Raw genomic sequence first — 12,570 nt, 5'->3', positions numbered from 1 at the left:
CTCAATCGTCAAAGTTGTCGACCCTTCCCGTCGGCGTCGCCGGTGAAGTGGTCGCGATGTCGGTGGTGCCCTTCGAGGGCTATCTGGGTCGGCCCGAGGCCACCGAGGCGGCCCACACGCCTGACGGATTCGCCCGCTCGGGCGACATGGGCATCATGTCGGCCGACGGCCGGCTGGCGATCGTGGACCGCGTCAAGGACATGATCATCAGCGGCGGAGAGAACGTGTACTGCGCCGAGGTCGAGCGGGTTCTCGTCTCCCATCCGCAGGTCGCCGAGGCAGCCGTGGTCGGACTGCCGGACGAACAGTGGGGAGAGCGGGTCGCGGCAGCGGTGGTGCCACACGACGGCGAAGAGCCCGACCCGGCTGGCGTCATCGCCTTTGTGCGAGAACAGCTCGCCCACTACAAGTGCCCCCGGGAGGTGATGATCGTGTCCGAACTGCCTCGCAACGCCATGGGAAAGGTGCTCAAGCCGCGGCTGGCCGAGCAGTTCTAATGACGTCCGCGCACTGCTGTTCGGAGAGTTGGCGAGAACGGGCTAGAACTACGAAATGACGATTCCACTGGCACGGCCGAAGGCCGAATGGACACAATCGGCGTCTGAATTCTGGGCTCCGAATCGCAAGCCGGTCGAAGCCGCGTTCGCGATGCAGCCCGCGGTCTACGCCGACGAGGAGTTCTTTGCTGCTGAGCAGGAGCGGCTGTTCGGCCGGGCGTGGGTTGGGGTGGCCCTGGCTTGTGAGGTGGCGCGCCCAGGTCGGCTGCTGGTGCGTTCGGTCGGCGGACGCTCCGTTCTGCTGACCCGAACGGAAACGGGACTGCACGGCTTCTTGAACTCCTGCAGACACCGTGGCACCGAGCTCGCCGAGGCCGATTGTGACATCGCAAACACGATCCGCTGCCCCTATCACCGCTGGCACTACAGCGCGGACGGCCATCTCGTGTCCGCACCGATGTTCGACACGGTGCCGCGAGATGGCTTCGACTTGGCGGACTACGGACTGATTCGGGTGAGAGTGGATACCTGGGGTCCGCTCGTGTTCGCATGTCTCGACAACGACTCCCCGCCGTTGAGCGCGTGGCTCGGCGATCTGGGTGACCGCATGGCCGCCTACGACTTCGAGAAGTGGCGTCCCGCCGAGCTCGATGGAGCGATGTGCACCTTCGACGTGGCCACCAACTGGAAGCTCATTGTCGAGAACTTTGCCGAGTACTACCACCTGCCCTGGGTGCATCCCGAGCTGGCCAAGGTGTCGCGTGTCGCCGACCACTATCGCTACCAGGGGCCAGGCATGTACTGCGGGCAAACCACCACGCCAGTGTCGGGGGACGAGCGTGACGATTGGCTCAAACTGCCTGCAGCGGCCGGCCTCCACAACTCTGATGCCGCCAGTGGCAGATTCGTTGCGCTCTTTCCCAACGTCTTGCTGGCCGTGCTGCCGAGCCACATGTTCCTGATGACGCTGCAGCCGCTGGGCGCAGGCCGCACCCTTGAACACTGCACGTTTCTGTTCCCACCCGGTCCGATGACTGGGCCCGAGCCGCCGGCCGCGTTGCGCGAGTCGTTCGAGATCACGCGCCGCTTCTGGATCGAAGTGAACGACGAGGACATCGACATCTGCGAGCGGGCCCAGCGCGGCATCTCGTTGGGCGGTGCGCCTCCGGGACCACTGGCCCCTCGGTTCGAGGAACCGCTGAATCGCTTCCACAAGATGACGGCGGACCTGATGACGCTCCCCTGTGTGGCCGACTTGACGGTGCCTGCGGGCGACCGTCCCGGAAACGCCGACCACTTCGGCAGTGAGCCGAACCCCTTGCCGCCAGCCACAGAACTCGACGCAACGGCCTCATCGGTGCAAACTTCGTCGTCGTGACCGACCGGGTACAGGCCGTCGTGATCGGCGGCGGCGTCGTTGGCGCTTCGGTGCTCTTTCACCTGACTCGCGCCGGCTGGACCGACGTGGTGCTGCTCGAGCGTTCTGAGCTGACGGCGGGTTCCACGTGGCACGCCGCCGGCGGAATGCATCCGATCAATTCTGACCCGACTGTGGCGAAGCTGCAGAAGTACACGATCGAGCTGTACGGCGAAATCGAAGCACTCTCGGGCCAGGACTGCGGCATCCATGTGACCGGCGCGATCTCGCTGGCCGACACGCCTGAACGTCTCGACTGGCTTCGGATGACCGACGCACGCGGACGATATCTCGGCATTACCTCCGAGATGATCTCGGCGGACGAGGCCGCGGCGCTTATGCCCATCGTCGATCCGAGCCGATTCGTCGGAGCGATGTTCGATGCCGACCACGGCCATGTCGATCCGACGGGCGTGACCTACGCCTATGCCAGGGCGGCGATGGCGGCCGGGGCACAGGTCCGCCGCCATACATGGGCTCGCCGCATCGAGCGCACACCCGACGGGGCTTGGCGGATAGGGCTCTACGACACAGCCCGCGGCGACCGCGGCGACCGCGGCGGCGCATCAAACACCGCCGACTGCGACGACTGGATCGAAGCGTTGCATGTCGTAAACGCGGGTGGCCTGTGGGCTCGCGAGGTTGGGCGCATGGTGGGACTCGAGATGCCCGTGCTTGCCATGGAGCACACCTACGTGATCACCGAGCCCGTCTCCGAGATCGTCGCCCACAACGAGCGCACCGGCGAAGAGCTCATGGGCGCGATCGATTTTGGCGGTGAGATCTACACGCGCCAAGAGGGTCAGGGCCTGCTGGTCGGAACTTATGAACAGGCGGCTGTGGCTTGGCAGCGCCAGCAGACGCCGTGGGACTTCGACAAGCGCCTGCTGACGCCCGACCTCGATCGCATCGCCCCGTCGCTGGAAACCGCCTTCAAGCATTTTCCGGTGCTTGCCGATGTCGGCATCGCACGGGTCGTCAACGGGCCGTTCACCTTTGCGCCTGATGGGAATCCCCTCGTTGGTCCGATCAGGGGTCTGCCGGGCTTCTGGTCGGCTTGCGCGGTGATGGCTGGTCTCTCGCAGGGAGGCGGGGTTGGGCTCGCGCTCGCAACTGGATGACGTCCGGGGATCCCGGTTTCGACGTATGGGCCATGGACGTCGCCAGGTTCGGCGACTGGGCAACTCGCTCCTACACCGCCGCCAAGGTGCGCGAGAACTACCAACGACGCTTCAGCATCCGCTTCCCGAACGAATTCTTCGGTGAGGGTCGTCCGCTCGCGACCACCCCGATTTACGAGGACCAGCGCCAGGCCGGGGCAGTCTTCGGCGACGCCTTCGGCTTGGAGGTGCCGCTGTGGTTCGCGCCCAAGGTGGGGACCGTCGAGGACGTCACCTTCGGACGCTCCAACGCATGGCCCCATGTGAGAGCCGAAGTTCACGCCGTTCGCAACGACCTCGGGCTCATGGAGGTGTCGGGGTTCGCCAAGTTCCTCGTCGAAGGGCCCGGTGCGCGGGCGTGGCTCACGCACCTCACCGCGGGCAGGTTGCCGCGACCGGGTCGAATCGCTCTCGCACCGATGTGCAATGAGCAGGGGAATCTCACCGGCGACCTCACCATCGCCTGCCTGCCTCCAGCGATCGGGAGCACCGATGGACCTGCACAGACGGTGACAGCAGGCGTCAAGGGAACCCGTGTGGTACCGCACGCTTGGCACGCAACTGTGCGGCGTGGCCATCGCACGACCGAAATCGAGGACGCTGCTGGCCGAAGTCACTGACGCTGATGTTTCGCGCGAAGCCCTGGGCTTCGGCAGCTGGGCACGCGAGTACCGACCCACCTACGACCCCCTCGAGGCTGGTCTGGGCCGCTTCATCCGGTTCGCGAGATCCAACGACGATGGCACAGACTTCGTCGGCCGGTCAGCACTCATCGCCAAGTACGGACCTCAGGGACCTGGAGCTGGTGTCAACCCAGCGCCGCAGGGTTCGATGGCGCTGCGCACGTGGACCATCCCGGGCGTGAGGGGTCGCTCCGGCTTCGATGCCGTGGCCGATGAACCCATCTTCTGCAATGGCGACCCGGTCGGCTGGGTTACTTCAGGTGGCTATGCCCACTTCAGCGATGTATCGGTCGCCATGGGCTATGTGCCGGTCAAGTTTGTTGCTCAGGTTTCGGGGGTTTCGGTTTGAGTGTCGGGGGTTTGCTGGTGTGCGTCGAGGGGGCGGGCCCAGTCGAGGGTCTCGTGGGGCCTGACGCGGTTGTATTCGTCGATGTAGTCGGTGACGTGGTCGGCGAGGCCGATGCCGTCTGCGATGTCGTGCCGGCAGGGCCGTTCGTATTTGAGGGCTTCGAATCAGCGCTCGGTCACTCCGTTTGTGTGCGGCGACCGGTGCCGGGTTCTTACGTGCGCGAAGTGCGCTCTGGCGGCGAACCAGCGGGCGACGGCTGCTGATTTGGTGGCGGGGCCGTTGTCGGTCACGATCACGACGGGGGTGACCTCGCCGGTGTCGCCGTCGGTGCAGTCCTCGATGAGAGCGTGCCCGAGCAGCTCGCTTGCGCGGGTCTCGGCGGCATCGAACGCGGCGCACAGGTCCCCGGCGGTCCCGGTTGCGCCCACCGGGCACGCCAATACGAGCTTGGCGGCGTAGTCGGCCACGCCGCCGAGCTGGCGGGTGCCGGCGGCTTCGGTCTCGAACTCCGACAAATCGGCCTGCCATGCCCGGTTCGGTCTCGACGGGGCGTCCGCGAAGGCGGCTCTGCGGGCTCTGGCCAGCTGGCGCCGCTCGGCCTGGCAGCGGACCGGCCCCAACAGCCCCCGACGGGCCATCGCGCGTCGCACCGACGACTGGGACCCGAACTCCCAGCCCGCGTGGCGGCCCATGGCCCAGATCTTGCGATGACCCCACGCCGGCCACTCCGCGGCCAGCTTGGCGACCGCCGGCTCGATCCGGTCCACGACCGGCGCCGGCCACGGACCCTTCGGCGGGTCCCCGGCGCGGTGGGTGGCCAGCCGGTACTGACAGGTCCGTCGGGGCACGCCGATGAGAGCCGCGAACCTCGTGATGGGCATGCCCGCTTCGGCGCGGATCACATCGAGGTCCCCAACGGGGGGAGACAGTCCGCCCCCCTTCGCCACACGCGCAGCCCCCGCATGGGCCTCGCCCAGCGCTGCCTTGAGCTCCTCGTACTCCGCCTCAAGCTCGGCCTCGCGAGACGTCCGGCGCCTGCGGCCCGCAGTCAGGCCCTCACGCCCGGACTCCACCAGGATCCGTTTCCAGTTGTGCACCGACTGCTCGCTGACCCCGAACTTGCGGCCCGCCTCAGCCGCGGACTGCTCTCCGCGCAGCACACCCAGCACCACCTGGAGCTTCTGCTCCGGGGACCTTCTCGACGGTTTCGTCATCTGTTTCTCCTTGTCCAAGCATCAAACCCGAACCTGAGCAACAAACGATGACACGGGACATGGACCTATACTTCGTAGTTTCCTGTTTTCGGCAGAGGAATTGCGGCAATCTCATTCTTATGTTCACACTAATGGCGAGCCAGATATCGACACAGAACGCATGTGAACCGTGCTCCAGCACGAAAATCGCCGCTCGATACGACAAAATTCATGCGAAACAATTGTACGTTTTTGATAACGTCTATTATATCTACTCATATATCTCATCCAGGCTGGCGATCTTGTAGCTATGTCTTCACGTTTGGAAATGCACCACTACGAGACCATCGTGGCGGTTTCGGACACCGGATCAGTCACCGCGGCGGCTGGCCGACTCCATGTCAGCCAATCTGCCGTCAGCCATCGCTTGGCAGAGGCCGAACGGCGGCTCGGCGGACGCTTATTCGAACGCCGCCCGTCTCGTGGCATGCAACCGACTCCCGCTGCGCTCGCTCTGTGCCAAGCCGCCCATCGCGCGATGCCGGACTTGGGCCGCGCCGAACGGGATTTCATGCGCAGTGTCGGTGGGACGACCGCCACCGTTCGCATCGGAGTCGGCTCTTACGACTGCTACCACTGGCTGGCGCCATTCGCCGCGGCAGCGAGCGAGCGATTGGAAGGACTGCTGCTGGAACTCGTCGTCATTGGTGACGCGCCAGCACAGCGACTCGCTGACGGTACGGCTGACCTCGTACTTGCTCCTGGTCCCGCTCAGGGAACAAGTGAAACACTGCACGTGTTCACAGACGAACTCGTGCTCGTCACCCACCCGGGGCATCGCCTTGCGAGCCGTTCATGGATCGGACCCGAGGCGTTAGCCGAAGAGGACTACTTCACCTACAACCGTCAACCATCGCCGGGCTTCGAGTACGAACGCTTTCTTCGACCCTCTGGAGTTTCGCCTCGCACGATTACGGTGCTTGAGCAAACGGGTGCGATCGCCGAAATGATCGCAGCCGATTTTGGAGTATCGATTCTCAGCCGGTGGGCGATGTCGCCGTGGATGGACACAGGACGACTCACAGCCGTGCGTTGCGGCCGCTCCGGCCTCGAACTGGAGTGGTCGGCACTCATGCGTGCAGAGACCGACGACGACGCGCCGGAGCGTCAAGTCGCCAATGCCATCGTCGCGTGGCTCGGAGATCCAAAGAACAGCTGAGCCCGAGCGCGGCCAGTAGGCCGTCAGGAGAAATTGACGCACGTGTGGGCGCTCGTGCGCAACACAGACTCCTGGTCGAACCGCTGGCGATACTCCCGGGCGATCTCACCAGTCAGCTCAGCAGGGCCTCACAAACCGGCGACTTCGACAGCAACTCAGGACCTGTCGGGGTGATGAGCACCTGTTCCTCGAGCTTGACAGCCTCGTGCCAACCGACAGGGGCCACCAAGCTCTCGACGCACAGCACCATCCCGGCTTCGAGCACGCCGTCATAGCCATCGTTCCCGAAGAGCTCGCGGTTGAGCACCAGCGGGTACTCATTGCACAGACCCATGCCATGGGCAACGCACGCATTCGCCTCCGAGTGCAGCTCGCCGGGTGGCAGGTAGGCGCGCTCAGAGAGCTCTGCGAAGGTCACCCCTGGCTGCAGCAGCTCGGTATTGCGCTGCACCTGCTCGCATGCGGCGGCATACATGGTGCGCTGCTCGGGCGTGCGCTTGGCGTCGCCCGCGAGCCAAGTGCGTGACACGTCCACGGTGTATCCGGCCAGGCCCACGTGATCAGTGTCGAAAGCGACGAGGTCGCCTTCGCGGATCACCCGATCCGAGCACTCCTGGTACCACGGGTTCGTACGAGGCCCAGATGTGAGCAAACGGGTCTCGAACCACTCTCCGCCGCCAGCGATGGCGACTTGGTGCATGACCGACCAGAGCTCCTGCTCGGTGATGCCGGGCCGGCAGGCTGCTTCCATCGCCGCTATTGCCCGCTCGCACACCTCGACGGCCGAACGGATGGCTGCGATTTCCCCCGGGCACTTGACCGCACGGGCCAGACCAACGATCTCGCCGCCATCGGTCACCTCGACCCCACAGCGACCGAGGGCCCACAGGCCCAGCGGGTCCAGCCGATCCACAGCGAGCCTGGGCTGGGTGCCCCGCCGCCGGAACGGACTCGAACCGAGCAGTGAAGCGATTTCTGCGGCCCAGCGATCGGCGAATTCACCAGTACGCGGCCCGGTGATGAAGTGGTACCAACTCACCGCATTACGCACCTCACCCACGGCGGGATGCCCCTCGGAGAGGTGTTCGCACGTCTTGAACTCGAACAAAGTGACCGGACCCTCCGCGGGTACGAGTGCGTAACGGCAGGGATGGTGCAGCGAGTACACCGCCATGTTCGTCGTGCCGGTGGCGTACCTGACGTTGAGCGGGTCATAGAGCAGGAGCGCGTCGCAGTCCATGGCGACGAGGTGCTGCTGAAGCCTCGCGAGACGTTGTAGCTCGAGGCCCCCCTCGGGCTCGCTCACAAGATGAGCCCGTCGCCCGAACTGCGTGCAAACTCGGCTGCCAGCAAGTGCGCTTCAGTGACGCGGCCGTATACAGACCTGGTCCGATCTACCGGACCGATGACGCCAGGCCGGTTCGCATAGCTGAGTACTCCGACACAGCGCGTGGTCTGGCCCTCCACCTTGGTCACTCGGTGCAACGAGTACCGGCCCAAGAAGATCTGCAGGTCGCCGGCGCGCAGCCGGCGGCGGCGCACCACATCAGGTGCTTCGCCGCGCAGCACCCGGCCGAGTCCGTCGAAGTTCTCGTTGCCAGGACTGCGCAGCCCCGGGCAATACTCGAAGTCGCCACCGGAATCAGGTTCGGCCACCATGAGAGTGACGACAAACTCGTTGGTGTCGTAGTGCCAGTGGAGCTCGCCGCCCGGGGGCGTCACCGTGACAACAAGCCCCGCCAGCGGGTCGGCGTATTCGAACACCCGGACTTCGCCGACGCACGCCGCCACGAATTGCTTGACGCCTGGTGCGGCATACACGCGCGCCAGCACCACGTCGGGCGGGATCTGGTCGCGGGTGAGGTGACCGATCAGGCGTGACATCTGGATCTGGCGAGGATCGTCCGGCGCGAGACCCACTTCGAGATCGGAGCGCGCGTAGACGCTCGAGGTCTCATGACGCAGCGGTGCCTTCGGCATCAGTGAGGAGATTTCGCTGCGTGCTCGCCGTAACCCCTCGTCAGTCAAGAATCCCGGCAGCGTTGCGCACCCGTCGGTTGCCAGGGCCCGCCTCGTCGTGGCCACCATGTCCGCCCAACTCTCGTTGACTGAACCTCCGGCGTTCTGGGCGCTGCCAACCGGATATTGGCTGACGTTCACAATGTCCTCGAGGGCGTCGCCCTCGGGGTTCGCATACAGCAGAGCCGAACCCACTCTTACCCCCTCTCGAAATGTTGTGTTCGAGGTGGTCCCCGGGACAGCCCGAACGAGCTGTGGACCGAGTTGTGATCACCTTTGAAGACAGTTAACACCCGTGGGGTACATGAACTACACTCAGCGTTTACACGTTATCCGTGAGCAATATGCGTCGACCGGCGCAGCCTGTCGCCGGCCCGCTATCCGGCCAGCAGGTGTGCTCAGTCGAGCAGCGCCCTGCTGATCACGACATCTTGGATTTCGGTCGCACCGTCGACGTAGTGCGTCAGCCGCGAAGCTGCCAGGTGGCGGGGCAGCGGGTGATCCCGGCGTGCGCCGACGGCGCCCATCACCTGCATGCAGTCCGCCAGCCGTCGCTCTGCTGCGCGAGTCGCGAACTTCTTGGCATGCGCGGCCATCACGGCCGCCGGGCGGCCCTCCGCCACTGCGAACGCTGCCCGGTACGCCAGCAGGCGCGACGCTTCGAGGTCTGTGGCCACGTCGGCCAGCCGGAACCGCACCGCTTGCAGGTCGGCGATGCGACCGCCGAAGGCCTGACGTTGCCGCACGTATTCGATGGCCGTCGCCAATCCGGTGCGCATCATGCCGCAGCACATTGCCGCGACCAGGACGCGGGCGATGTCGATGCCCTCCATTGCCGCAACGAAGCCCTCGCCCACGGGCACCATCACATCGGCGTCGGACACTCGGCAATTCTCGAAGCTGATGCCGTTGGTCCCGAGGCCGTGTGCGCCGCTCAATTCGTACCCCTCGGAGCGTTCGACGCCGTCGGTACTGCCATCGATGAGAAAGGTCACAATGCCTCGATGGCCGGCTGCGGGATCGGTCTGCGCGTACACCGACAGCAGCTCCGCAGAGGTGCCGTTACTGACCCAAGCCTTCTCGCCGTCGAGAACCCATTCGTCGCCGTCACGGCGTGCCGAGGTGGTGATCTTGGCGGCGTCGCTGCCCACGCCGGGCTCGGTGAGCAGGAAAGCGCCAAGCCGTTCACCCGAAACGAGCGGCGGCAGCGCTCGGGCACGAAGCTCCGCAGGGGCTCGCCGGCTCACTGCCCCCGCCAGGTTGTTGTGACACACCAGCGAGAAGGCGATGGCAAAGTCCGCAGCGGCGATCTCCTCAAGCACGCGTGCCAGACCGATCTGGCTCATGCCGGACCCGCCGTCGGCCACGGGCACCAACAGCCCGCAGAGCTCTTCGCCGGCGGCACTCGCAAATGCCTCGGTCGCGAAGCGGCGATCTCGCTCCCACGACTCGGCCCGCGGCGCGACATAGTCGCGAGCCCACGACGCGGCACGTTCGATGACTGCTTGATCTCCCGAGCCCACCGCTGCGTCGGCGACATCTGGCGTGAGTTCGGATACCAGATCCGGTGCGGGCATGGCGTTGAGGTCGGTCGCTTGAGAGCTCATAACCGGGAATATTGCCATTGCGGGTCCCGTACAGTTCGCCCGGACGTGCAGGCGACCCGTCGGCACCTCCGGTAGCTGGACCCTCAACACGAGGAGCACCGCATCGATGAATCCCGACGGCCGCACACCTCATAACGGCAACCGTGCCGGAACCCAGGTGAGCCTCGACACCGCAGTCGAGCGCATCGGGCGCCGGGCACGCGTCTATGCAGCGCAGGGCTCAGCAACCCCATACGGCTTGCTGAGCGCGATTGACGCTGCACACGATCGCTTCGAGCAACTCGAGTTCGTGAGCGCATTCCTGCTCAGCAGGCCTGCACCGCTCGACCATCTCGGCAACCCATTCCGCTGGACCTCGCTGCAGCCCAGCGGCGCATTGCGCGATGCGCACGGCAGCCCGCACTTCGACGTCGTACCCGCCCGCTACTCAGACATCACCGGCCTCGTGGGCCCCAGCGGCGGGCTCGAAGCCGATGTCGTGGCGTGCCAGGCCAGCCCGCCCGATGCGCAGGGGCGCATGAGCCTCGGCACTGGCGTGGGTGGCCATGTCCAGCTGTTGCGATCGGCGCCGCTGGTGATCGCGCAGGTGAACCCGCAGATGCCCTACGTGCACGGGGAAGGCGAGTGCCGCCGGACCGATTTTGATGCGCTGGTCGAGATCGATGAGCCGTTGGCCGAGCTAGCGCCGGCCGTCGTCGATGGCACCGCCCGGGCCATCGCAACTCACGTCGGCCAGTACATCGGCGATGGGACCACGCTGCAGTTCGGGATCGGCTCGATTCCCGACGCCGTGCTGTCCAGCCTCGGAGACCGTCGCCACCTCGGACTCCACGGCGGCATGATCAACGACGCTTGCATCGACCTCATCACCAGCGGTGCGGTGGACAACCGCCACAAGGGGCCGTTGGGCGATGGCGTGAGCGTGGCCGCAGAAGTGATGGGCACACGCCGGCTCTACGACTGGGTCGACCGCAATCCGGCAGTGCAATTGGTGCGTGGCTCGCTGAGCCACGGCATCGAGGGCATCGCCCAGATACGCAACTTTGTGGCGCTGCAGTCCACCGTGCAGATGGCGCTCGACGGCTCGGCGAATTCCGAGGTCGTCGGCGGCCGCTATATCTCCGGACCCGGCGGCGCCCCCGACTTCGCGTTCGGCGCCTGCGTGGCAACCGGAGGCCGAGCCATCGTCGCGATGCCGTCGACGGCTGCGGGCGGGCGCATCTCGCGCATCGTTCCAACCCTCGAAGAGGGCGCCCCCACGACGCTGCCGGCGTATGTGGCGGACATCGTCGCAACCGAGTTCGGAGCGGTGGAACTGCGGGGCCGCACGCTCGCCGAGCGTGCTGAACTGCTCACCTCGATTGCACACCCCGATCACCGGGACGCGCTGAGCGACGAGCGGCGCGGCTAAAGGCGACGAACCGAAGCGGCCTTGCCGGTCGTGCCGTACGCCATGCCGGCCATGCGATGCAGATTGCGCGTGTTGTGCATCTTTCCGTGGATGCGTGGACCCGCAGCCAGCATGGCGCCGTCCACCACGAGCTGCTGACCGCTCACGAATCTGCTGTCGTCGCTGGCCAAGAAAAGCGCCGTCGATGCAATATCGCTGCCCTCGCCTCGCTCCGGCCATGGCTGCAGTTCCGCCATGACCTCGGTGGCTTGGGCCTCATTGCCGCTGTGCATCAGCGGGGTGAAGATCAGCCCCGGGCAAATTGCGTTCACCCGGATGCGGTGGGGCGCCAACTCCAGCGCCGTTGTCTGAGCCAGGCTGATGACGGCTGCTTTGGCTGCCGAATACGCCTGCGGGCCGGCCCCACCGGCAACGCCGGCAATCGATGCGGTGTTGATGATCGAGCCGCCGGTGCCCTGGGGGATCATGACCCTGGCGGCGTGCTTGGTGCCCAGCATCACGGAGCGCACCAGGATGGCGAACGTCTCGTCCCAGGCGTCGGTGTCCAGTTCGGTGATCGGGCCGAAGGCCCCGCCGATGCCGGCGTTGTTGAAGACCACGTCCAGCCGGCCGAAGGCCTCGACCGCCAGCTCGGTCATGGCAGCCACGTCGTCCTCTACCGATACGTCCGTGCGGGTGAAGCGAGCACGCTCGCCGTGGCCAGCCGCGGTCAGTTCCTCCACGAATGCGTGTCCTGCGTCGGCGTTGAGGTCGCCGATCACGACTGAGGCTCCTTCGGCCAGGAACCGCTCGACTGTGGATCGTCCCATGCCGCTCGCGCCGCCAGTGATCACCGCTGCCTTGCCAGCCAGACGACCTGTTGTATTTCCGTTGCCCTCGCTCATGTCATCGTCCTCTGCAGGGGTATTCGGTCAGGGTCAGATTGTCGCCCATGGCGCGTGTTCGTGCGCCGGTACCGCTCGGCAGACACTTCGGCGGGACGCTTCCGCTGACATCGGATGTACACCGTGCGAGA

11 protein-coding genes and 1 pseudogene are annotated in these 12,570 nt (G+C 65.8%); 6 read left to right on the top strand and 6 right to left on the bottom strand.

Annotation, left to right across the window (positions count from 1 at the left end; all coding sequences use genetic code 11):
- Window positions 1-14 precede the first annotated feature (14 nt).
- From ACPXYO_RS05735 to ACPXYO_RS05720, 4 genes and pseudogenes are all read left to right on the top strand, one after another.
- The gene (locus ACPXYO_RS05735) at window positions 15-497 is read left to right on the top strand and encodes a class I adenylate-forming enzyme family protein (RefSeq protein ID WP_423917538.1); all 483 of its coding nucleotides are present in this window, start codon (window positions 15-17) and stop codon (window positions 495-497) included.
- 55 nt (window positions 498-552) lie between these two features.
- Window positions 553-1,875 carry an aromatic ring-hydroxylating oxygenase subunit alpha gene (locus ACPXYO_RS05730; RefSeq protein WP_423917535.1) on the top strand — a complete coding sequence of 441 codons (1,323 nt, stop codon included), beginning with the start codon at window positions 553-555 and terminating at the stop codon, window positions 1,873-1,875.
- Window positions 1,872-3,977: pseudogene (locus tag ACPXYO_RS05725) on the top strand (FAD-dependent oxidoreductase); the annotation flags it as partial. The gene ACPXYO_RS05730 and the pseudogene ACPXYO_RS05725, both read left to right, overlap by 4 nt.
- A complete protein-coding gene (locus ACPXYO_RS05720; RefSeq protein ID WP_423918699.1) occupies window positions 3,963-4,106 on the top strand; it encodes a glycine cleavage T C-terminal barrel domain-containing protein in 144 nt (47 codons plus the stop codon). The pseudogene ACPXYO_RS05725 and the gene ACPXYO_RS05720, both read left to right, overlap by 15 nt.
- A gap of 164 nt (window positions 4,107-4,270) precedes the next feature.
- On the opposite strand, the gene ACPXYO_RS05715 is transcribed toward ACPXYO_RS05720, so the two are convergent.
- Window positions 4,271-5,320 (bottom strand): helix-turn-helix domain-containing protein, encoded by a 1,050-nt coding sequence (locus tag ACPXYO_RS05715; RefSeq protein ID WP_423917532.1) that lies wholly within the window; start codon window positions 5,318-5,320, stop codon window positions 4,271-4,273.
- Between the two features lie 289 nt (window positions 5,321-5,609).
- On the opposite strand from ACPXYO_RS05715, the gene ACPXYO_RS05710 reads away from it, so the two are divergent.
- Window positions 5,610-6,518, top strand: coding sequence for a LysR family transcriptional regulator (locus ACPXYO_RS05710; RefSeq protein WP_423917529.1), 909 nt, complete (start codon window positions 5,610-5,612; stop codon window positions 6,516-6,518).
- A gap of 23 nt (window positions 6,519-6,541) precedes the next feature.
- On the opposite strand, the gene ACPXYO_RS05705 is transcribed toward ACPXYO_RS05710, so the two are convergent.
- The 4 genes from ACPXYO_RS05705 to ACPXYO_RS05690 all read right to left on the bottom strand — a co-directional run bounded on the left by ACPXYO_RS05705 (window position 6,542) and on the right by ACPXYO_RS05690 (window position 10,144).
- Window positions 6,542-6,622 (bottom strand): hypothetical protein, encoded by an 81-nt coding sequence (locus ACPXYO_RS05705; protein ID WP_423918697.1) that lies wholly within the window; start codon window positions 6,620-6,622, stop codon window positions 6,542-6,544.
- Window positions 6,623-6,630: 8 nt separating this feature from the next.
- A complete protein-coding gene (locus ACPXYO_RS05700; RefSeq protein WP_423917526.1) occupies window positions 6,631-7,824 on the bottom strand; it encodes a M24 family metallopeptidase in 1,194 nt (397 codons plus the stop codon).
- Window positions 7,821-8,732, bottom strand: coding sequence for a HalD/BesD family halogenase (locus ACPXYO_RS05695; protein ID WP_423917524.1), 912 nt, complete (start codon window positions 8,730-8,732; stop codon window positions 7,821-7,823). The genes ACPXYO_RS05700 and ACPXYO_RS05695 overlap by 4 nt, the downstream gene beginning before the upstream one ends.
- 203 nt (window positions 8,733-8,935) lie before the next feature.
- On the bottom strand, window positions 8,936-10,144 hold the full coding sequence (locus tag ACPXYO_RS05690; RefSeq protein ID WP_423917521.1) for an acyl-CoA dehydrogenase family protein: 1,209 nt from the start codon (window positions 10,142-10,144) through the stop codon (window positions 8,936-8,938).
- Between the two features lie 106 nt (window positions 10,145-10,250).
- Here ACPXYO_RS05690 and ACPXYO_RS05685 point away from each other — a divergent pair, with 106 nt between their 5' ends.
- On the top strand, window positions 10,251-11,555 hold the full coding sequence (locus tag ACPXYO_RS05685) for an acetyl-CoA hydrolase/transferase family protein (RefSeq protein ID WP_423917519.1): 1,305 nt from the start codon (window positions 10,251-10,253) through the stop codon (window positions 11,553-11,555).
- Here ACPXYO_RS05685 and ACPXYO_RS05680 read toward each other — a convergent pair.
- The gene (locus ACPXYO_RS05680) at window positions 11,552-12,439 is read right to left on the bottom strand and encodes an SDR family NAD(P)-dependent oxidoreductase (RefSeq protein WP_423917516.1); all 888 of its coding nucleotides are present in this window, start codon (window positions 12,437-12,439) and stop codon (window positions 11,552-11,554) included. The genes ACPXYO_RS05685 and ACPXYO_RS05680 overlap by 4 nt on opposite strands.
- Window positions 12,440-12,570: the final 131 nt, after the last annotated feature.

Source organism: Candidatus Poriferisodalis sp., assembly GCF_965237655.1.
In the GTDB taxonomy this organism is placed as follows: Bacteria; Actinomycetota; Acidimicrobiia; order Acidimicrobiales; family Poriferisodalaceae; genus Poriferisodalis.
The sequence above is the reverse complement of the archived record's forward strand: the minus strand, read 5'-3'. Positions and strand labels throughout refer to the sequence as shown.